At 65.8% G+C, this 19,354-nt stretch carries 19 protein-coding genes; 10 read left to right on the forward strand and 9 right to left on the reverse strand.

Annotated elements, in window-relative coordinates:
* Nucleotides 1-208: 208 nt before the first annotated feature.
* The 5 genes from VL973_RS11735 (at nucleotide 209) to VL973_RS11755 (ending at nucleotide 5,983) form a co-directional block, all read left to right on the forward strand.
* On the forward strand, nucleotides 209-1,531 hold the full coding sequence (locus tag VL973_RS11735) for an MFS transporter (protein ID WP_325284207.1): 1,323 nt from the start codon (nucleotides 209-211) through the stop codon (nucleotides 1,529-1,531).
* Between the two features lie 28 nt (nucleotides 1,532-1,559).
* Nucleotides 1,560-2,258, forward strand: coding sequence for a response regulator transcription factor (locus VL973_RS11740; RefSeq protein WP_325284208.1), 699 nt, complete (start codon nucleotides 1,560-1,562; stop codon nucleotides 2,256-2,258).
* Entirely contained in the window at nucleotides 2,255-3,571 is a 1,317-nt protein-coding gene (locus tag VL973_RS11745) for an ATP-binding protein (RefSeq protein WP_325284209.1), read from the forward strand. Before VL973_RS11740 ends, VL973_RS11745 begins: the two co-directional genes overlap by 4 nt.
* Before the next feature lie 163 nt (nucleotides 3,572-3,734).
* Nucleotides 3,735-5,351 (forward strand): SulP family inorganic anion transporter, encoded by a 1,617-nt coding sequence (locus tag VL973_RS11750; RefSeq protein ID WP_325284210.1) that lies wholly within the window; start codon nucleotides 3,735-3,737, stop codon nucleotides 5,349-5,351.
* Entirely contained in the window at nucleotides 5,348-5,983 is a 636-nt protein-coding gene (locus tag VL973_RS11755) for a carbonic anhydrase (protein WP_325284211.1), read from the forward strand. Before VL973_RS11750 ends, VL973_RS11755 begins: the two co-directional genes overlap by 4 nt.
* 101 nt (nucleotides 5,984-6,084) lie before the next feature.
* Here the strand turns inward: VL973_RS11755 and VL973_RS11760 are convergent, their stop codons facing one another.
* From VL973_RS11760 to VL973_RS11780, 5 genes are read right to left on the reverse strand one after another with little or no spacing between them, the layout of a single operon-like run.
* Complete coding sequence (locus tag VL973_RS11760; protein ID WP_325284212.1) at nucleotides 6,085-6,837, reverse strand: 16S rRNA (uracil(1498)-N(3))-methyltransferase; 753 nt, start codon at nucleotides 6,835-6,837, stop codon at nucleotides 6,085-6,087.
* Entirely contained in the window at nucleotides 6,837-7,265 is a 429-nt protein-coding gene (locus tag VL973_RS11765; protein WP_325284213.1) for a DUF2147 domain-containing protein, read from the reverse strand. The genes VL973_RS11760 and VL973_RS11765 overlap by 1 nt, the downstream gene beginning before the upstream one ends.
* A gap of 57 nt (nucleotides 7,266-7,322) precedes the next feature.
* Nucleotides 7,323-7,979: an endonuclease III gene (gene nth / locus VL973_RS11770; protein ID WP_325284214.1), complete on the reverse strand. Its 657-nt coding sequence runs from the start codon at nucleotides 7,977-7,979 to the stop codon at nucleotides 7,323-7,325.
* Nucleotides 7,976-8,704, reverse strand: a complete 729-nt coding sequence (gene dapB, locus VL973_RS11775; RefSeq protein WP_325284233.1) for a 4-hydroxy-tetrahydrodipicolinate reductase — start codon at nucleotides 8,702-8,704, stop codon at nucleotides 7,976-7,978. The genes nth and dapB overlap by 4 nt, the downstream gene beginning before the upstream one ends.
* 34 nt (nucleotides 8,705-8,738) lie before the next feature.
* Complete coding sequence (locus VL973_RS11780; RefSeq protein WP_325284215.1) at nucleotides 8,739-9,947, reverse strand: LL-diaminopimelate aminotransferase; 1,209 nt, start codon at nucleotides 9,945-9,947, stop codon at nucleotides 8,739-8,741.
* Between the two features lie 93 nt (nucleotides 9,948-10,040).
* On the opposite strand from VL973_RS11780, the gene VL973_RS11785 reads away from it, so the two are divergent.
* The 3 genes from VL973_RS11785 (at nucleotide 10,041) to clpS (ending at nucleotide 13,218) form a co-directional block, all read left to right on the forward strand.
* Complete coding sequence (locus VL973_RS11785; RefSeq protein ID WP_325284216.1) at nucleotides 10,041-11,792, forward strand: PHA/PHB synthase family protein; 1,752 nt, start codon at nucleotides 10,041-10,043, stop codon at nucleotides 11,790-11,792.
* A 112-nt stretch (nucleotides 11,793-11,904) separates the two neighbouring features.
* Entirely contained in the window at nucleotides 11,905-12,732 is an 828-nt protein-coding gene (locus tag VL973_RS11790) for a phasin family protein (protein ID WP_325284217.1), read from the forward strand.
* Nucleotides 12,733-12,882: 150 nt separating this feature from the next.
* Nucleotides 12,883-13,218 carry an ATP-dependent Clp protease adapter ClpS gene (gene clpS, locus VL973_RS11795; RefSeq protein ID WP_325284234.1) on the forward strand — a complete coding sequence of 112 codons (336 nt, stop codon included), beginning with the start codon at nucleotides 12,883-12,885 and terminating at the stop codon, nucleotides 13,216-13,218.
* A gap of 12 nt (nucleotides 13,219-13,230) precedes the next feature.
* On the opposite strand, the gene VL973_RS11800 is transcribed toward clpS, so the two are convergent.
* Both VL973_RS11800 and VL973_RS11805 read right to left on the reverse strand, forming a co-directional pair.
* The gene (locus VL973_RS11800; protein WP_325284218.1) at nucleotides 13,231-13,611 is read right to left on the reverse strand and encodes an acyl-CoA thioesterase; all 381 of its coding nucleotides are present in this window, start codon (nucleotides 13,609-13,611) and stop codon (nucleotides 13,231-13,233) included.
* 42 nt (nucleotides 13,612-13,653) lie between these two features.
* Nucleotides 13,654-15,741: a RelA/SpoT family protein gene (locus tag VL973_RS11805; RefSeq protein WP_325284219.1), complete on the reverse strand. Its 2,088-nt coding sequence runs from the start codon at nucleotides 15,739-15,741 to the stop codon at nucleotides 13,654-13,656.
* 111 nt (nucleotides 15,742-15,852) lie between these two features.
* Here VL973_RS11805 and VL973_RS11810 point away from each other — a divergent pair, with 111 nt between their 5' ends.
* Nucleotides 15,853-16,323: a winged helix-turn-helix transcriptional regulator gene (locus VL973_RS11810; protein WP_325284220.1), complete on the forward strand. Its 471-nt coding sequence runs from the start codon at nucleotides 15,853-15,855 to the stop codon at nucleotides 16,321-16,323.
* Nucleotides 16,320-17,051: an NAD-dependent deacylase gene (locus tag VL973_RS11815; RefSeq protein ID WP_325284221.1), complete on the forward strand. Its 732-nt coding sequence runs from the start codon at nucleotides 16,320-16,322 to the stop codon at nucleotides 17,049-17,051. Before VL973_RS11810 ends, VL973_RS11815 begins: the two co-directional genes overlap by 4 nt.
* Here the strand turns inward: VL973_RS11815 and era are convergent.
* Nucleotides 17,018-17,926, reverse strand: coding sequence for a GTPase Era (gene era, locus VL973_RS11820; protein WP_325284222.1), 909 nt, complete (start codon nucleotides 17,924-17,926; stop codon nucleotides 17,018-17,020). The genes VL973_RS11815 and era overlap by 34 nt on opposite strands.
* A gap of 19 nt (nucleotides 17,927-17,945) precedes the next feature.
* A complete protein-coding gene (gor, locus tag VL973_RS11825) occupies nucleotides 17,946-19,295 on the reverse strand; it encodes a glutathione-disulfide reductase (protein ID WP_325284223.1) in 1,350 nt (449 codons plus the stop codon).
* Nucleotides 19,296-19,354: the final 59 nt, after the last annotated feature.

The following is a 19,354-nucleotide window of genomic DNA, read 5'->3' on the forward strand; positions in this document are numbered from 1 at the left end:
CCGCCAGCCACAACGGGCGGCGGAGCGAGAGGTTCGCGAGTCGGGTGCGCGCGGATCGAGACATGAGCTGGAGCTAGACCCGTGGACGGCGGCGTGAAATAGGACAATTTGTCCTATCCCGGTTTTCGCGCGGGGCGCGTATGCAGCCAATATGTGCCCTTGCGGGTTTGCTTGACGCGACGCCCCGCCCCGGAGAAGACTGATCGCCATGGCCGAAGCCATCGCCAATTCATCCTCGCTCGAACGCGACGCCCGCGCGATGCACGCCGACGAGCGTGTCTCCCCCGGCGAAATCGCGATCGGCGTGATTATCGGGCGCACGTCGGAGTTCTTCGACTTCTTCGTCTATGCGATCGCCAGCGTCATCGTGTTCCCGACGCTGATTTTCCCCTTCATGGACAAGGTGTCCGCGACGCTCTGGTCGTTCGCGCTGTTTCCGCTCGCCTTTCTGGCACGGCCGATCGGCACCCAAATCTTCATGGCGATCGACCGTCGCCATGGTCGCGGGACCAAGCTGACCATCGCCTTGTTCCTGCTCGGCACCTCCACCGTGTCGGTCGGTTTCCTGCCGGGATATGAGACGATCGGGATCTGGGCGGCAGTCATCCTGGGCCTGCTTCGCATCGGTCAGGGGCTGGCGCTGGGCGGCGCGTGGGACGGTCTTGCCTCGCTGCTCGCGCTCAACGCGCCTGAGGGCAAGCGCGGCTGGTTCGCGATGGTGCCGCAACTGGGCGCGCCGCTGGGCCTGATCGTGGCCAGCGGCCTGTTCGCGTTCCTGCTGGGGACGCTGGGCGAGCAGGATTTCTATGGCTGGGGCTGGCGCTATCCGTTCTTCGTCGCGTTCGCGCTGAACGTCGTGGCACTGTTCGCCCGGCTTCGCATGGTCGTGACCGCCGAATATGCCGAACTGTTCAACAGCCGGGAACTGACGCCGTCGCGCGTCACGCCGACGATCAAGGCGCAGTGGCGCAACATCGTCATCGGCGCCTTTGCGCCGCTGGCCAGCTTCGCGCTGTTCCACATGGTCACGGTGTTCCCGCTGTCCTGGGTGTCGGTCTATACCGGCGAGAGCCTGACCGGTTTCATGCTGATCGAGATGCTGGGCGCGGCGTTCGGGCTTGGCTCGATCGTGCTGTCGGGCTGGCTGGCCGACCGGATCGGCCGCCGTTCGGTGCTGGCCTATACCGCGGCCGCGATCGCCGTCTTCTCCGGCTTTGCCCCACAATTGCTGCAAGGTGGTGCGCTGGGGGAAGCGGCATTCATGATTTCCGGCTTCATCCTGCTGGGCCTGTCCTTCGGCCAGTCATCGGGCGCCGTCACCAGCAATTTTCCCAAGCGCGCGCGCTATACCGGCGCGGCGCTGACCAGCGATCTGGCCTGGCTGTTCGGCGCGGGCTTCGCCCCGCTCGCGGCGCTGCTGCTGACCCATTATTTCGGATTGGTCGCGGCGGGCGGCTATCTGTTGTCGGGGGCGATTGCCACGCTGGTGGCGCTGGGCCTGAACAAGGAACTGGCGCGCCGTCTCGACTGATCGCAGCGCGCAGATTACATCGCGCGTCATGATCCTGCTTGTCGAAGACGATCCTGCCCTGCGCGTGCTGACCGCGCGCGCGCTACAGGAAAATGGCTATCAGGTGCGCGCCTGCGCCAATCCGCCGGAATTCTGGCAGGCGTTCGACGGGGGCGGGGTCGATCTGGTCCTGCTCGACATCATGCTGCCGGGCGCCAGCGGCATCGACCTGTGTCGCCGCATCCGCCAGCAAAGTGACGTGCCCGTCATCTTCATCAGCGCCAAGGGCAGCGAGGTCGACCGGGTGATCGGTCTTGAGCTGGGCGCCGACGATTACCTGCCCAAACCGTTCGGCACGCGCGAGCTGATCGCCCGCGTCCGCGCCGTGCTGCGCCGCTGGGAGACCAAGGGACAGACCGAACAGCGGTCAAAGGGCGTCGCCCGGTTCGAGGGCTGGACCGTCGACCTGCCCCGGCGCGAATTGCGCTCTCCGACCGATGCCGTGGTCGAATTGACCGGCGCCGAGTTCGATCTGCTGGCGGTGCTGATCGATCATGCCCAGCGCGTGATTGCGCGCGAACGGCTGATCGAATTGTCGCGCACACGCATCGGCGATGCATCGGACCGGTCGATCGACGTGCTGGTCAGCCGGTTGCGTCGCAAGCTGTCGACCGATGAACGGCCCGCGCCGATCGTGACGGTGCGCGGCGTCGGCTATATGCTGAGCGCGCCGGTGGATCGCGAATGATCCGCCTGCCGCTGTGGCCGGCGCTGGGCCTGATCGGGCGGCTGGTCGCAATCCTGTTGTTCGCGCTGGCGCTGGAATTCGTGGCCAGCACGCTGCTGTATGAGCGCGCCAGCGAGTTCTCGGTGCGCGACGACGAAGCCCGTCGCCTGGCCGAGCATCTGGTGATCGTCCGGCGGCTGGTTGGGGAAAGCACGCCCGCCCGCCGGGCTGAAATGGCTGATGAGTTGACCACTGATCGCTATGTCGTGCGCTGGAGCGGGGAACAGCCGCCACTGCCCGCCAACGGCCCCGCGCCCGACCAGATTCGGCAACAGGTGCTGGCATGGGAACCTGGGCTTCAGCACAAGCGGCTGCGCCTCGCGCTGCTGTCAGTGGGGCCGAAAACGGTGATTACCGGGGTCATGCAGTTGCCGGACGCCAGCTGGGTGTATTTCCGCACGCGCGATCCGGTGAAGTCGGCAGGCTTTCCGATCGAGCGGATCGTCGCCGCGCTGATCCCGGTGCTGGCGGTCATGCTGCTGGGCGGGCTGCTGATCCGGCGGACGCTCCAGCCGATTCGGGTGCTGACCGATGCGGTGGAGGGTTACAGGCCCGGCACCGCGCTGCCGTCGCTGGACGAGGAGGGACCCGCCGAAATCCGCCGCCTGATCGCCGCGTTCAACGCGATGCAGGCACGCATCCGCCGCCTGATCGATGAACGCACGCGCGCGCTGGCGGCGGTCGGCCATGATCTGCGGACGCCGCTCGCCCGGCTCAGGCTCAGGACCGATGCCATCGTCGAACCCGCGCTGCGCGACGAAGTTGCCGCCGATATCGAGGGGATGGAGGCAATGGTGAACTCGCTGCTCGCTTTCCTGGGCGGGGAGGCGGAACCGGAACTGCCGCGCAGGGTCGACCTTGCGGTGCTGTGCGCCAGCGTGGCCGACGATGCCAGCGACCATGGGCTGTCGGTCGCCTATCAGGGGCCGTCGCATCTTGAACGGCTGGTGCGCGCATCGTCGTTCCGGCGCGCGGTGGTCAATCTGGTCGACAATGGCGTGCATTATGGTCAGTCGGTGACCGTCCGGCTGGAGCAGGTCGACGGCGCCGTGCATCTGCATGTCGAGGATGACGGGCCGGGCATCCCGGAGGAATCGCTGACGCTGGTGCTGGAACCGTTCGTGCGGCTGGATACCGCGCGCGGTCGCGACACGGCCGGCTTCGGCCTGGGCCTGTCGATCGTCGCGCGCGCAATCGCGGATGAGGGCGGCCATCTACGGCTCGCCAATCGTGAAAGTGGCGGTTTGCGCGCCACATTGACCCTGCCCGGCTGATCCGCCGCACAGCAATAATTTGTTACACCCGGTTCCCGTCCGGAAACGTGCCGTGCGCTAGGGTAGGCTTTGCAAAAATTGCGCCCGCCGCAGGCGCAAAGCGGAGGATCGCCGAAATGAACGACGTCACCGGACGCGTTTCGAACCCAGAAGCTCGCCGCGCATGAGCGCCGTTGGCCAATCGAAATCCGCCGGATGGGGGGTGCTGCCGCCACTTGACGGGCTGAAGCAGGACTTCCCCGCTTCGATCGTCGTCGCGCTGGTCGCACTGCCGCTATGCCTTGGCATCGCACTGGCGTCGGGCGCTCCGCTTTTCTCGGGCCTGATTGCCGGCATCGTCGGCGGCCTTGTCGTCGGGCTGCTGTCGCGCTCACCGCTGTCGGTCAGCGGCCCGGCGGCGGGCCTGACCGTCATCGTCTTTGACGCAATCCAGTCGCTGCCCAGCTTTCAGGCGTTCACGCTGGCGGTGGTGCTGGCCGGCGTCATCCAGATGCTGTTCTCGCTCACCCGGTCGGGCGTGCTGGCCGAATTCGTGCCAAGCTCGGTCATCACCGGCATGTTGACCGCGATCGGCCTGATCCTGATCCTGAAACAGGTCCCGCACGCCGTCGGCTATGACGGCGATCCGGAGGGCGATTTCGCTTTTGCCCAGGGCGACGGGATGAACACGCTCTCGGCGCTGTGGTATTCGCTGGCGAACCAGTTGACGCTGGGCGCGGTCATCATTTCGACCCTGTCGATCGCTTTCCTGTTCTGGTGGGACGCCAACAAGCCCAAGGACGGCCCGCTCAAGCTGATGCCCGGCCCGCTGGTCGTCGTGGTTGCAGCGGTCGGCATCAACGCGCTGTTCGGCGTGATCGCGCCGGGCGTCCAGCTCCAGTCGCGTCACCTGGTCGAAGTGCCGGTGGCCGAAGGGCTGTCGGGCTTTCTCGCCCTGTTCGCGCTGCCCGATTTCGGGCAGTTCGGCAACGCGACCGTCTGGACCGTGGCGATCACACTCGCGATCGTCGCCAGCCTCGAATCGCTGCTCAGCGTTACCGCGATCGACGAACTCGATCCCCAGCGGCGCGTCACCGACAAGAATCGTGAATTGTTCGCACAGGGCGGCGGCAACATCGTGTCGGGCCTGATCGGCGGCCTGCCGGTCACATCGGTCATCGTCCGGTCCTCGGCGAATGTCGGCGCGAATGCGTCGAGCAAGCTGTCGACCATCCTGCACGGCAGCTGGCTGTTGCTCAGCGTGCTGTTGGTCCCCGCGATCCTCAACCTGATCCCGCTGTCGGCGCTGGCGGCGGTGCTGATCCAGACGGGTTACAAACTTGCCAAGCCCGCTTTGTTCATCCAGCGCTGGAAACAGGGCTATACCCAGTTCGTGCCGTTCATCGCCACGATCGTCGCCATCCTGTTCACCGACCTGCTGATCGGTATCGCGATCGGTCTGGTCATCGGATTCGTGTTCGTCATCGCCCGCAACTTCCGCTCGGCGGTGACGTTGGTGTGCGATCCCGACGGCAAGAGCTGCATGGTCCGCGCGCGCCGCAACCTGTATTTCATCCACAAGCTGGAGCTGCAAAAGGCGCTGAACGGCGTGCCCGACGGCGCCGATCTGCTGGTCGACCTGTCGGCCACATCCTATGTCGATCTCGACAATATCGACATAATCAACGCCTTCATCCGCGGCGCACCGTTCCGGGACATCACCGTATCGGTGCGGGGCGACATTGCTGAAAAGAGCGTAACGCTGGTCAATGCGCCGCGCCGGGAGCTGGTCCATATATGAACGATCACAAATTGCTGCTGCTCGCCAACAAGGCCTGGGCCGAACAGCTTCGCGACGAGCGGCCCGACTACTTCGCCCGCCAGGCGGAGGAGCAGAAGCCCAATTTCCTCTGGATCGGCTGTTCCGACAGCCGCGTCGCGCCCGATCAGATCACCAATTCGCCGCCGGGGGTCATGTCGATCCACCGCAACGTCGCCAATCTGGTTTATGAGGAGGACCGCAATTTCATGGCGGTGCTCCAGACCGCGATCGAGCGCACCAAGGTCCGCCACATCATCCTGTGCGGCCATTATGGCTGCGGCGGCGTTCAGCAGGGCTGGAAGCAGGAAGGGCGCGGCGCGATCGGCGAATGGGTATCCGGTGTCCACGACGTCTATGTCGAACATCGCGAGGAAGTCGACGCCCTGCCCGAGGGGCAACGCCTGAACCGCATGGTCGAACTGAACGTCCGCGATCAACTGGTGCGGCTGGCGCGCATGGATTTGATCCAGTCGACCTTTGCCGCGGGCCACGAACTCATGTTGCACGGCTGGGTCTATGACCTGCGTGACGGCATCCTCAAGCCGTTGATGATGATCGACGCGCAGACCCGGCTCGATACGGTGGAGCGCCCGCAGCCCGTGCTCGTCTAAAGGTCGGTCGGTCGCCGGCGCGCCCTGCGCCGCCAGCGACCCACCCGACCGGGAAGCGGCAGGCCCCTCCTTGCGGCTCCCCGGTCAAAGGGGCCGACGGTTCAGCGCACCGCCCAGTCTCCCGCCGCCGCCATCCACACCGACACCGCTGCCGCCGCCGCCGTTTCGGCGCGCAGGATTCGCGGCCCCAGCGCGATGCCCACTGCGGGCGGACAGGCGCGGATCGCGGCGCGTTCGTCGGGCGCAAAGCCGCCTTCGGGGCCGATCAGGATCGCCGCGGGACCAGGTCGCGCCGCCATGGCCGCCGCCGCCGGAACCCCACCCGTTTCATCGGCAAAGAACAGCGCACGCCCCTGCGGCCAGTCAGCCAGCAATGCCGGCAGCTTCACCGGATCGGCCAGCGAGGGCAGCGCGGTGCGCCCGCATTGCTCGGCCGCCTCGACCATGTGTGCACGCAGCCGGTCGAGGTTCAGCCGTTCGACGATCGTGCGGCGCGTCAGCACCGGAACCAGCCGGTCGACCCCCAGTTCGCACGCCTTTTCCGCGACCCAGTCGACGCGGCCCTTCTTGATCGGCGCCGCGCACAGCCACAGGTCTGGCGCCGGCTCGCGCGCGCGCATCCGGGCCATGACTTCCAGCACCAGGTCGCGTTTGCGAACCTCACGCGCTTCGGCCAGCCATTCGCCGGTTCGATCATCAAACAACAGCACCGGATCGCCGGACTTCATCCGCATGACACCCGCCAGATAATGCGCCTGCCCGCCGTCCAGCGGCAGGATCAGCCCGGCCGAAAGCGGCGCCTCGACAAACAGGCGCGGCGTCGAATCGGGCGGCCAGGCGGGTGTCGCGGCCATCAGCGGCGCGGGCGGCGGGGGGCGGCAGGACGTTCAGCGACGCGGGTCCACACCTGTTCGCGGCACCCGAAATTGCCGAACAGGCACCCCTGCCCGACCAACGTGTTGCGGTCCTCCAGCCAGATGCTGCCCGAAAAGCTGCGCGCCAGATCGGGGACATAGACCTCGCCGACCCATTCACCATCCTCCGCCGTGAAGCCGTCGAAGATGCGCGTGCCCACCAGTTCCTCGGTCCCACCCGCGGCGGCATCGGCGCGGGCCTTGTCATTGGCCCAGATGACGGTGCCGCACATCGCCTGCCCGCATCGGCTGGCACGGATGTGCACGCTGTTGGCGGCATTGCGCCACACGCCCGACCAGTCGGGCGCGCGCTGAACCGGCGCGGGTGCTGCGGCCAGCGACAGGCTGGCGATAAGCGACATGAACATTGCGACCTCTTGTCCCTGTTTCGCGCCCGCATATACGCATGGCGACCCTTTTGGGAGTCAGGCGACCCTGGCGCGTGTGGGCGCGGGCGTCTTGGGCTTGTATCGGCAAAGGTCCGCGACGACGCAGCGCCAGCATTCGGGCGTGCGTGCCTTGCAGACATAACGGCCGTGCAGGATCAGCCAGTGATGCGCGTGCAGGCGAAAGGGCTGCGGCACCGCCCTTTCCAGCTTCATCTCGACCGCAAGCGGCGTCTTGCCGGGGGCGAGGCCGGTGCGGTTGCCCAGCCGGAACAGATGCGTGTCGACGGCGAACGTCTCCGCACCGAAGGCCACGTTCATCACGACATTGGCGGTCTTGCGTCCCACCCCCGGCAGCGCCTCCAGCGCTTCCCGGCTGCCTGGCACCTGACCGTCATGCTTGTCGATCAGCGCCTGGCTGAGCGCGATGACGTTCTTTGCCTTGCTGTTGAACAGACCGATCGTCTTGATGTGCGCCTTCAGCCCATCCTCCCCCAGCGCCACCATCTTCTCTGGGGTGTCGACTTCGGCGAACAAAGCGCGCGTGGCGCGATTGACACCGGCGTCGGTCGCCTGCGCCGACAGCACGACCGCAACCAGCAGCGTATAGTCGTTGACCGATTCGAGTTCGGTCTCCGGGCTGGGATTGGCCTCCGCCAGCCGCCGGAAAAATTCGAAAACGTCCGCCTTCTTCAAAGGCCGAGCACCTGGTCCATCCGGTAACGCCCCGGACCCCGGCCCGCCAGCCACAGCGCCGCGCGCACCGCGCCGACGGCAAAGATCGAGCGGTCCTGTGCATAATGGCCGATCTCGATCCGCTCGCCATTGCCGGCGAACACGACATTGTGATCGCCGACCACCGTGCCGCCGCGCAGGCTGGAAAAGCCGATCGTGCCGCGCGCGCGTGCGCCGACCAGCCCGGCGCGGCCCTGCACGCCGGTCTCCGCAACCGTCGTCTCGCGCCCCGCTGCCGCTGCTTCGCCCAGCATCAACGCGGTGCCCGACGGCGCATCCACCTTGTCGCGGTGATGCATCTCGACAATCTCGATGTCCCAGTCGGAACCCAGCCGCCGCGCGGCGTCGCGGATCAGCGCCATGACCAGCCCGACCCCGACCGATGTATTGCCGGTTTGCAGCACCGCGATCCGCTCCGCCGCAGCGTCGATCAGTTCATGGTGACGCGGCGACAGGCCGGTGGTGCCGATGACGATCGGTGTGCCGGCCGCCATCGCCGCGTTCAGGTGCGCCTCCAACGCCGCGGGGGCGGAGAAATCGACCAGCACGTCGCAATCGCGCGCCAGCGTCGCGGGGTCTTCCCCCGCATCGACGCCGCCGGCGTGAACCGCACCCGCCGCGGGCATCGCCGCGACGATCGCCTGGCCCATGCGGCCCAGGCTGCCATAAATGCCGATCCGGTTCACGCGCACCTCATCTTCGTTCGGAATGTCGGGAGTGTCAGCCGACCTGCCGGTCGCCGGTATTGACGCCCATGGATTGCAGATATCGCTTCACGTTGCGCGCCGCCTGTCGCAGCCGCTGCTCATTTTCGACCATCGCGATGCGGACATAACCCTCACCGTCCTCGCCATAACCGACGCCTGGCGCGACCGCGACCTTGGCATGGGTGAGGAGCTGTTTCGAGAATTCGAGGCTGCCCAGATGGCGCAGCGCCGGGGGCAACGGCGCCCATGCGAACATCGACGCCCTGGGCGGCGGGATTTCCCACCCCGCGCGGCCGAACGCCTCGACCATCACGTCCCGGCGTTTGTGATAAAGCTGGCGGTTCTTTTCCACGATATCCTGCGGCCCGTTCAGCGCGGCGCACGCCGCCGCCTGAATCGGCGTGAACGCGCCGTAATCGAGATAGGATTTCACCCGCGTCATCGCCGCGATCAGCTTTTTGTTGCCGACCGCGAAGCCCATGCGCCAACCCGCCATCGAATAGGTTTTCGACAGCGAGGTGAACTCGATCGCCACGTCCTTGGCACCGGGCACTTCCAGGATCGAGCGCGTCGGGTTGCCGTCGAAATACAGCTCGGAATAGGCAAGGTCGGACAGCACCCAGACGCTGTTCTCCTTGGCCCATGCCACCAGCCGTTCGTAGAACGCCAGATCGACCGTTTCCGCCGTGGGGTTGGAGGGGTAATTGACGACCAGGATGCTGGGCCGCGGCACCGTGAACGCCATCGCGCGGTCCAGGCTGCGGAAATAATCCTCGTCCGGCGTCGTCGGCACGCTGCGGATCGTCGCGCCCGCGATGATGAAGCCAAAGGTGTGTATCGGATATGACGGGTTGGGCGCCAGCACCACATCGCCGGGCGCAGTGATCGCCGTCGCCAGGCTGGCCAGCCCTTCCTTGGACCCCATCGTCACCACGACTTCGGTTTCAGGGTCCACGTCGACACCGAAACGGCGGCCGTAGTAATCGGCCTGCGCGCGGCGAAGGCCGGGAATCCCCTTGGACTGTGAATAGCCGTGCGCCGATGGCTTTCGCGCCACTTCGCACAGCTTGTCGATGACGTGCGCCGGCGGCGGCAGGTCGGGATTGCCCATGCCCAGGTCGATAATGTCCTCTCCGCCCGCGCGCGCCGCGGCCCGCATCGCGTTCACTTCGGCGATGACATAGGGGGGCAGGCGCTTGATGCGGTAGAATTCGTCGGACATTTCCCTCACTCCTGGCGCCACGGGCGATTTCGCCGCTGCGGCAAGCCCGCTATACGGGGGGCCGGTGCCGACTGCCAGAGGGAGAGGACAGCCATGGCCGATCAGAAAATAGGCGAAGCGGCGACCCCGCGGCTGGAGGATCTGCAACACTGGACCTGGGTGATGGGCCGGATGCAGCAGATGATGATGGAACATGGGCTGGACATGATGCAGGCCGCCGGCGGCAAGCCGGGTTCCGCCGCCCTGCCCGCGCCGTTCGATCCGACGCCCGCGATCCGCGCGACCGCCGGTTTCTGGGCCGACACGATGAAGCTGTGGCAACGCTTTCTCGACCCCGCGCGCGCCGAACCCGCGACCGAACCGCCCGAACAGGCGGGCGACCGCCGGTTCAAGGCGCCGCAATGGCGCGAGGACCCGGTATTCGACTTCATCCGCCAGAGCTATTTCCTGATTGCCGATCATCTGGTGAAGGGCGTCGACGCGATCGAGGGCGTGGACCCCCGGCAAAAGGAGCAGATCCGCTTCGCCACGCGCGGGTTCATCGACGCGATGAGTCCCACCAATTTTCCCGCGACCAACCCGCTGGTGCTGGAAAAGGCGATCGAGACTAAAGGCGAGAGTTTGCTCAAGGGCCTGCAGAACATGCTGGCCGACCTGTCCAAGGGACAGATGACGCAGGCCGCACCCGGCGCGTTCGAACTGGGCCGCAACATCGCGATCACGCCGGGCAAGGTGGTCAAGCGCACCCCGCTGTATGAACTGATTCATTACGCGCCAACGACCAAGCAGGTCGGGCGCATTCCGCTGGTGATTTTTCCGCCGTGGATCAACCGTTTCTACATCCTCGACCTGACACCCGAAAAAAGCTTTGTCCGCTGGGCCGTCGATCAGGGGCTGAGCGTGTTCGTCGTGTCGTGGAAATCGGCCGACGCGTCGATGAAGGACGTGGTGTGGGACGATTATGTCGAGCGCGGACAGATCGACGCCATCGACACGGTGCGCGAATTGCTGGACGTGCCCGCGGTCCATGCCATCGGCTATTGCGTGGCGGGCACGACGCTGGCGGCGACGCTGGCGCTGCTGACCGCGCGCGGTCAGGCGGACAAGGTCGCGTCGGCCACCTTCTTCACCGCACAGGTCGATTTCACCCGTGCGGGCGACCTGAACCTGTTCGTCGATGACGATCAGATGGCGCTGATCCAGTCGCTGTCGCCCGATGGATTCCTCGATGGGCGATATATGGCCGCGACGTTCAACCTGTTGCGCGGTCGCGACCTGATCTGGAACTATGTCGCCAATAATTACCTGATGGGCGCCGATTATGCGCCCTTCGACCTGCTGCACTGGAACAGCGACGTCACCAACCTGCCGTCGCGCTGGCACCAGAGCTATCTGGCCGACCTGTATCGCGACAACAAGCTGGCGACCCCCGGCGCGATCCGCGTGGCGGGCACGCCCATCGACCTGCGCTGCGTGAAGACGCCGGCCTATGTCCAGGCCGGGCGCGAGGATCATATCGCGCCCGCCGAAAGCGTGTGGAAGATCACCGACCATTTCGCCGGACCGCTGCGCTTCGTGCTGGCCGGTTCGGGGCATATCGCGGGCGTGGTCAATCCGCCCGCGGCGGGCAAATATCAATATTGGACGCATGAGGGCACCGCGCCCTCGCTGGCCGACTTCATCGCCGGCGCGACCGAAACCAAGGGAAGCTGGTGGCCCGACTGGCGCCGCTGGCTGACCGAAATCGATGCCGAGGCGGTTCCGGCCAGGGGCGCCCGGATGCCTGGCAAGGGCCGTTTGAAAGCGATCGAGGACGCGCCAGGGCTTTATGTGCGAACGCGTTGATATCGTTCACAATCCCTGCAGCATTTCGCTTTTGTTGCATTGCACAAATTGCTTGAGATCAAGCCGGATTTAGGGTAGCTGCCGCGTTGCACCAAAAATTGGGAGGCGTGCGATGGCAACCAAGGGTCCCCGGCCCACCCCCCCGCGCAAGACGACTGCGCGTGGCAAGGCACCGATCAACACGGCTGAGGAAGCAGTGAAACCGCCCCTCGCGGCCGAACCCGTGACGGCACGCGCGCCCAGGCCCCCGCTTGCCGAACCAGCCGCGCCGACGCCGGCCGAAATTGTCTCAACCGCCGCCGAAGCGCCCGCAAAGGCCGTCGAAGCTGCCAAGGCGACCGCCGAGAATGTCGCCGCGCCCGTCATCACCGCTGTCGCCGAAGCCGCCGAGACCAATGTCGAGGCTGCCGTCGAAGGGATGACCGGAACCGCCCAGGCCGTAATGGCCGCGGCGGACATCAACGCAACGCCCGCTGACAAGGAAACCCAACCGATGACCGACATGAAGACCGCTGCCGACGCGACCACCCAGAAGGCCCAGTTCATGTTCGCCGACATGAACGAGCGCGCCAAGGCCGCGATGGAGAAGAGCGCCAAGATGGCCGAGGAAATGAACGATCTCGCCAAGGGCAACATGGAAGCGATGGTCGAATCGAGCCGCATCGCCGCCAAGGGCGTCGAATCGATGGGTCAGGACGCTGCTGAATACAGCCGCAAGTCGTTCGAGCACGCGACCGCCGCGATGAAGAACATGGCGTCGGTCAAGTCGCCGACCGAGCTGTTCAAGCTGCAGAGCGATTATGTCCGGACTGCGTTCGACGCCTATGTCGCCGAAGCGTCGAAGGCGACCGAGCAGATGCTGAAGCTCAGCAGCGATGCGATGCAGCCGCTGTCGAACCGCATGGCCGTCGCCGCCGACAAGGTGAAGACCGTCGCCTGATCGCGATCCAGGTCCAAACCGATACCGATTGGGGCGGTCGCATGATGCGGCCGCCCTTTTCATGTGCCCTTAACGCCCTTCGCCCCTTGCCGGGGGGCGGGTGCATCCCCTATTTTGCAACGCGTGATGACTGGCATCTCCCCAATTCGCATGAATGAAGATGATGATCGCGAAGACGGCGACGGCAAGGGCACGTCGATCGGTGTCGCCACGCGCACGCGGGAAAAGACCAAGCAACCCACGCCTTACCGCGTTCTGCTGCTCAACGACGATTACACCCCGATGGAATTCGTCGTGCTGGTGCTCCAGCGCTTTTTCCGCATGAACATGGAAGAAGCCACGCGCGTCATGCTGCACGTCCACCAGCGCGGAGTCGGCGTGTGCGGCGTGTTCAGTTATGAAGTGGCGGAGACCAAGGTGGCGCAGGTGATCGAGTTCGCCCGCCAGAACCAGCACCCGCTGCAATGCACGCTCGAAAAGGCCTGATGCCCCGGGCGATCAGCCGATAAAGCGGCGCACCACGTCCTTTGCGACGCGCACCGGGCGCCGGGTATCGGTGTCGAGCGCACACCAGCTCGACTTGACTTCCGCCAGCACTTCCTCGCCACGCTGGATCAGCGTCGTGAACATCGCGCGCGCACCCTCGACACGTTCGGCGACGACGGTCGCGACGACCGCATCGTCGATGAACGCGGGGCGGCGATAGGTGATCTCGTGCTTCAACGCGACCCAAAGGTGCCGCGCCACCGCTTCGGCCGGGGCAACCGCTTCCCAATAAGCGACCACCGCTTCCTGAACCCAGTTCAGATAGACCGCGTTGTTGACATGACCCATATGGTCGATGTCGGCCGGGGCAATGGTGACGGCGTGCTGGTGCATTGCAGCAAGGTGCGCCTTGCTGACATTGATGTCAATGAGCGATCAGCCCCGATCCGCCGCGCTTACCACATCCGCCGCGCGCAGCGACGCCAGCAATTTCATCAGATGCGCGGCATCGCGCACTTCCAGATCGATGGTGTTGGTGTGGAACGTCGTGTCGCGATTGTCGAGGCGCAGGCCGAGAATGTTTGCCTTGTGCGCGCCGATGATCGTCGCGATCGCGCCCAGCGCGCCGGGTTCGTTCTTCAGCGTCACGGCGACGCGCGCGGTGCCGCCCTCGGCCTTGTCGCCCCATGCCAGGTCGACCCAGTCGGCATCCTCGGTTTCGCCCAGCATCGAACAGGTGATGCCATGCACCTGGATCGGCACGCCCGGTCGCCGCACGCCGACGATGCGGTCGCCGGGAATCGGACGGCAACATTCGGCCAGGTCGAATGCCACGCCCGGCGTCAGCCCCTTGATCGAGATCGCCTGACGCTGGGGCGGCATGTCGGTGTCGGCATCCTCCGCCGAACCGGGCATCAGCGCATCCATCACCTGTGCGTCGGTCAGTTGCTGTTGCGCGATGGCGACCATCAATGCCGCCTCGTCAGACAAATGCAGGCGCCGTAACGCGTCGGTCAGCGCATCCTCGCTCAGCGCGACGGGCAGGCGCGCCAGGATATCCTCATACAGTTTGCGGCCCAGCGCCACGCCCTCGTCGCGCTCCTTCTGCCGGGAATGGCGGCGGATGGCGGCGCGCGCCTTGCCGGTGATCGCGAAGTTCAGCCAGTTGGGTTGCGGCGTCTGCGCCTTTGACCGCAGGATCTGAACCTGATCGCCATTCTGGATTTCGGTTCGCAGCGGCACGACGCGGCCGTTGATCTTGGCCCCCACCGCCTGATTGCCGAGGTCGGTGTGCACGTCATAGGCAAAGTCGATCGGCGTCGCGCCCTTGGGCAACTGCACCAGCTCGCCACGCGGGGTAAAGGCGAAGATGCGGTCCTGATACATCGCCATGCGCGTATGTTCGAGCAGTTCCTCAGGGCTGGCGGCATTGTCGAGGATTTCGACCAGATCCTGCATCCAGCGGATCTGCGTGTCGGGGCGCACTTCCTTTTGCTTATAGGCCCAGTGCGCGGCGAGGCCGTGTTCGGCCTGGGCGTGCATGGCCTCGGTGCGGATCTGGATTTCGATGCGGTTGTCGCCGGCATGGAAAACGCTGGTGTGCAGCGAGCGGTAACCGTTGCGCTTGGGCGTCGAGATGTAATCCTTGAACCGCCCCGGCACCATCGGCCATTTGCGGTGGATGACGCCCAGCGCGCGGTAGCATTCCTCCTCGGTCGACACGATCGCGCGGAACGCCATGATGTCGGACAGCTGTTCCAGACTGACATGCCGCTCCGACATCTTCTTCCAGATCGAATAGGGGTGTTTCTCTCGACCCGACACCTCTGTGTCGATCCCGGCGCGTCCCAGCAATTGTTTCAGCCCCGCGCCGATCTTGTCGATGCGGTCGCCGTCGCCCGCCTGCATCGCCGCCAGCCGCCGCGTGATCGATTCATACGCCTCCGGCTCCAGCTCGCGAAAGGCGAGCGTCTGCATCTCCTTCATGAACTCGTACATGCCGATCCGCTCGGCCAGCGGGGCATAGATATCCATCGTTTCGCGCGCGATGCGACGGCGCTTTTCGGGCTTCGGGATGAAGGTCAGCGTCCGCATGTTGTGCAGCCGGTCGGCCAGCTTGACCAACAGCACGCGGATATCGTCGGACATGGCGAGCAGGAACTTGCGAAGGTTTTCCGCCGCGCGCTCGTTCTCGCTCTGCGCCTCGATCTTGGACAATTTGGTCACGCCGTCGACCAGCCGCGCGACCGACGCGCCAAAGCGCGACTGAATCTCCTCCGGCGTGGCGACCGTGTCCTCGATGGTGTCGTGCAGGATCGCGGTCGCGATCGTTTCGTCATCCAGATGCAGGTCGGTCAGGATGCCCGCCACCTCGATCGGGTGGCTGAAATACGGGTCGCCATTGGCCCGTTTCTGACTGCCATGCGCGTGCATGGAAAACACATAGGCGCGGTTGAGCAGGGCCTCATCGGCCTGGGGGTCATAGGCAAGGACCCGATCGACAAGTTCATATTGACGCAGCACATCTTCAACTTGGGGGCAACCAGTGCGCTTTTGCAACGGCGGATATGTGCGTATCGCGCGCGCCGCGTCGGCTGCGTGACACGAATGCAACGACCGACTAGGTTATGCTCGATGCGACTTCGCGAACCGCTGCGCCAGTTGGCCGAACAATGCAGCCTGCCGACCGCGCTGGAGGCGATGGGCGAACGCTGGTCGTTCCTGATCCTGCGCGCCAGCTTCAACGGACTGCGCCATTTCGAACAATATCAGTCGGAGCTTGGCATCGCCCGCAACATCCTGACCAACCGGCTGGGGCGGCTGGTTGAAAACGGCATCCTGCACCGTCGGCCATGCGACGCCGACCGTCGCAAGGTGGAATATCGCCTGACCGACAAGGGCCGCGATCTGCTGCCGACGCTGGTGGCGCTGCGCCAATGGGGGGAGCGGTGGGAAACCGCAGGTCGCGCGACGCCGATGCTGGTCGATGCACGCGACGGGCGGCCGGTCGCGCTCGTGCGCGTCACCAGCCATGACGGCCGCGTGCTGATGCCGAATGACCTGATCTGGGCATTGCCCGACGAAGTGACCGACGATCCGGCATGAGGGATCCGCGCAACATCGTCGTCCTGACCGGCGCGGGCGTTTCGGCCGAGAGCGGCATCGCCACCTTTCGGGGTCCCGGCGGCCTGTGGGAGGGGCACCGGGTCGAGGATGTCTGCACGCCGGAAGCGCTGGCGCGCGATGCGGCGCTGGTGCACCGTTTCTATGACCTGCGCCGCGCGGCGCTGGCCGGCGTGGAGCCGAATGCCGCGCATCGGGCGCTGGCGCGGCTGGACGCCGAATGGCCGGGTGAATTGCTGATCGTCACGCAGAATGTCGACGACCTGCACGAACGCGCCGGCGCAATGCGGCTGCTGCACATGCATGGCGAGTTGAAATCGGCGCTGTGCGCGGCCTGTGGCGCGCGGCGGCCCTGGGCGGACGGTCTGCCGCCCGCCACCGCCTGCCCTGATTGCGGCGCGGCGGCGATGCGGCCCGACATCGTGTTCTTTGGCGAGATGCCCTATCACATGGACCGGATCGAGGCCGCGCTGTCCGCCTGCGACCTGTTCGTGTCGATCGGCACGTCGGGCGCGGTCTATCCCGCAGCCGGGTTCGTCCAGACCGCCGCGCATTGGGGCACGACGACGCTGGAGATCAATCTGGAACCCTCCGCCGGCAGTTTCCTGTTCGGCGAAAGCCGCATGGGGCGGGCGGCGACGCTCGTGCCGGCCTGGGTGGATGCGCTGCTTGCGCCCTACTCCACCCAGTCCAGTCCGATGTCGCGGTAAAGGCCGCGATCCTCGTCCCAGCCGGGCTTGACCTTCACATGCAGATACAGGTGCACGCGCACGCCCATGATGCGCGACAATTCGGCGCGGGCGCGCGCGCCGATTTCCTTGATGCGCGCGCCGCCCTTGCCCAGCACGATCGCACGCTGCGTTTCGCGTTCGACCAGGATCTGCTGGTGAATCTCGACCGATCCGTCGTCGCGCTCCAGATAGCGTTCGGTGTCGACCGCGCTGGCATAGGGCAATTCGGCATGGAGTTGCAGGTAGATCTGCTCGCGCGTGACCTCGGCCGCCAGCATCCGGTCGGTCGCGTCGGACACCTGATCCTCGGGGAAATGCCACGGCCCCTCCGGCACGCGCGCGGCCAGCGCGGTTTTCAGTTGCTCGACCCCGTCGCCCGTTGTGGCCGACACGAAGAAAATCTCGTCGAACGCCAGCCGCTCGTTCAGCCGCTGGGCGTGGTTCAGCAGGCGCGGTTTGTCGGCGATGTCGACCTTGTTCAGGATCAGGATCTTCGGTTCGCGCCGCGCCGCCAGCCGGTCCACGATCTCCAGCACCTTTTCGGGCAGGCCGCCCTTGGCATCGACCACCAGCGCGATCGCGTCGGCGCCCTCGGCCCCTTCCCACGCCGCCGATACCATCGCGCGGTCCAGCCGCCGTTTCGGGTCGAACAGACCCGGCGTGTCGACCAGCAGCAACTGCGTGCGGTCGTGGATGGCGATGCCCATCAACCGCACGCGCGTCGTCTGCGCCTTGGGGCTGACGATCGCGACTTTCTGACCCACCAGGGCGTTGACGAGCGTCGACTTGCCCGCATTGGGCGCCCCCACCACGGCGATCAGGCCGCAGCGGGTCGTTTCGTTGGATTCGATCATGCGTGAAGCGTTAGCGCGCTCACTTCAACAGCACCAGTTCCTCGGCCATCGACGGGTGCAGCGCCACCGTCGCGTCGAACGCCGCCTTGGTCAGCCCGGCCTTGACCGCGACCGCCGCGACCTGAAGGATTTCGGGCACGTCAGGGCCGATCATATGGATGCCCAGGATGCGATCGGTGTCGGCATCGCAGATCAGCTTGTAGAGCGCGCGTTCGTTGCGCCCCGCCAGCACGTTTTTCATCGGACGGAAATCGGACTGATAGACCTTGACCGAACCATGTTTCTGCCGCGCCTCCCCCTCTGTCATGCCAACGCCCGCGATCGGCGGGTGGCTGAACACGGCGGACGGGATACAGTCATAATCGACCTGTGTCGGCTTGTTGCCGTAAAAGGTGTCGGCAAACGCCTGCCCCTCGCGAATGGCGACGGGGGTCAGTTGCACGCGGTTGGTCACGTCGCCGACCGCAAAGATGCTGTCGCAGCTTGAACGATTATCGGCATCGACCGTGATCGCGCCCTTATCGTCCCATTCGACGCCCGCATTTTCCAGCCCCAGGCCGCCGCTGTTGGGCACGCGGCCGGTGGCAAACAGGACGCAATCGACTTCGATCGGATCATGGCCGGTCATCTCGACCTTCAGGCTGCCGTCATCCTGCTTCTCGATGCCGCGGAACTCGGCATGGAAGCGGAACTCGATGCCCTTCATGGTCGAAATCTGGAGCAGCCGGTCGCGCACCTGCTCGTCATAGCCGCGCAGGATCACGTCGGTGCGATTGATGAGCGTGACGTGCGAGCCGAACTGATGGAAAATGCCGGCAAACTCGTTGGCGATATAGCCGGCGCCCGCGATCAGGATGCGCCGGGGCAGACTGTCCAGATGAAACACCTCGTTCGAGGTGATGCCATGTTCGTGGCCGGGGCAGGACGGGACGTGCGGCGTCGCGCCGGTGGCGATCAGGATGCGTTCGGCGGTGACGGTGCGGCCGCTGGCCAGTTTCACTTCATGCGGACCGGCGACGGTGGCGCGTTCGTGGACGATCTCCGCGCCGCTCGATTCGATGGTGGTGGTATAGGCCTTGTTCAGCCGGTCGACCTCGCCCAGCACATTGTCGCGCAGCGTGGTCCAGTCGAATGCGCATTCGGCGGGCACGTCCCAGCCGAACTGGCGCGCGTCGCGCAGATCCTCGGCGAAATGCGCGCCGTAGATCAACAGCTTCTTGGGCACGCAGCCGCGAATGACGCAAGTGCCGCCGACCCGGTATTCCTCCGCCACCGCCACCCGCGCGCCATAAGCCGCCGCGACGCGCGCGGCGCGCGTGCCGCCCGATCCGGCGCCGATGACGAACAGGTCATAATCATAATCGGCCAAGGCGGCGCTCCTTCAATCCAGTGCGGGCTTTGCGTGCCAGATAGGGGCGATGGCGACGC

This window comes from Sphingomonas sp. (assembly GCF_035490575.1).
Classification (GTDB): domain Bacteria; phylum Pseudomonadota; class Alphaproteobacteria; order Sphingomonadales; family Sphingomonadaceae; genus Sphingomonas.

Excerpts from the sequence above, each read along its gene's own strand:
- VL973_RS11815 (WP_325284221.1), top strand. The coding sequence starts at position 16,320 with ATGAGGGATCCGCGCAACATCGTCGTCCTGACCGGCGCGGGCGTTTCG.
- VL973_RS11745 (WP_325284209.1), top strand. The coding sequence starts at position 2,255 with ATGATCCGCCTGCCGCTGTGGCCGGCGCTGGGCCTGATCGGGCGGCTG.
- VL973_RS11790 (WP_325284217.1), top strand. The coding sequence starts at position 11,905 with ATGGCAACCAAGGGTCCCCGGCCCACCCCCCCGCGCAAGACGACTGCG.
- VL973_RS11755 (WP_325284211.1), top strand. The coding sequence starts at position 5,348 with ATGAACGATCACAAATTGCTGCTGCTCGCCAACAAGGCCTGGGCCGAA.
- VL973_RS11760 (WP_325284212.1), bottom strand. The coding sequence starts at position 6,837 with ATGGCCGCGACACCCGCCTGGCCGCCCGATTCGACGCCGCGCCTGTTT.
- VL973_RS11735 (WP_325284207.1), top strand. The coding sequence starts at position 209 with ATGGCCGAAGCCATCGCCAATTCATCCTCGCTCGAACGCGACGCCCGC.
- VL973_RS11810 (WP_325284220.1), top strand. The coding sequence starts at position 15,853 with ATGCGACTTCGCGAACCGCTGCGCCAGTTGGCCGAACAATGCAGCCTG.
- VL973_RS11740 (WP_325284208.1), top strand. The coding sequence starts at position 1,560 with ATGATCCTGCTTGTCGAAGACGATCCTGCCCTGCGCGTGCTGACCGCG.
- VL973_RS11780 (WP_325284215.1), bottom strand. The coding sequence starts at position 9,947 with ATGTCCGACGAATTCTACCGCATCAAGCGCCTGCCCCCCTATGTCATC.
- VL973_RS11750 (WP_325284210.1), top strand. The coding sequence starts at position 3,735 with ATGAGCGCCGTTGGCCAATCGAAATCCGCCGGATGGGGGGTGCTGCCG.
- VL973_RS11765 (WP_325284213.1), bottom strand. The coding sequence starts at position 7,265 with ATGTTCATGTCGCTTATCGCCAGCCTGTCGCTGGCCGCAGCACCCGCG.
- VL973_RS11800 (WP_325284218.1), bottom strand. The coding sequence starts at position 13,611 with ATGCACCAGCACGCCGTCACCATTGCCCCGGCCGACATCGACCATATG.
- clpS (WP_325284234.1), top strand. The coding sequence starts at position 12,883 with ATGAATGAAGATGATGATCGCGAAGACGGCGACGGCAAGGGCACGTCG.
- VL973_RS11785 (WP_325284216.1), top strand. The coding sequence starts at position 10,041 with ATGGCCGATCAGAAAATAGGCGAAGCGGCGACCCCGCGGCTGGAGGAT.
- era (WP_325284222.1), bottom strand. The coding sequence starts at position 17,926 with ATGATCGAATCCAACGAAACGACCCGCTGCGGCCTGATCGCCGTGGTG.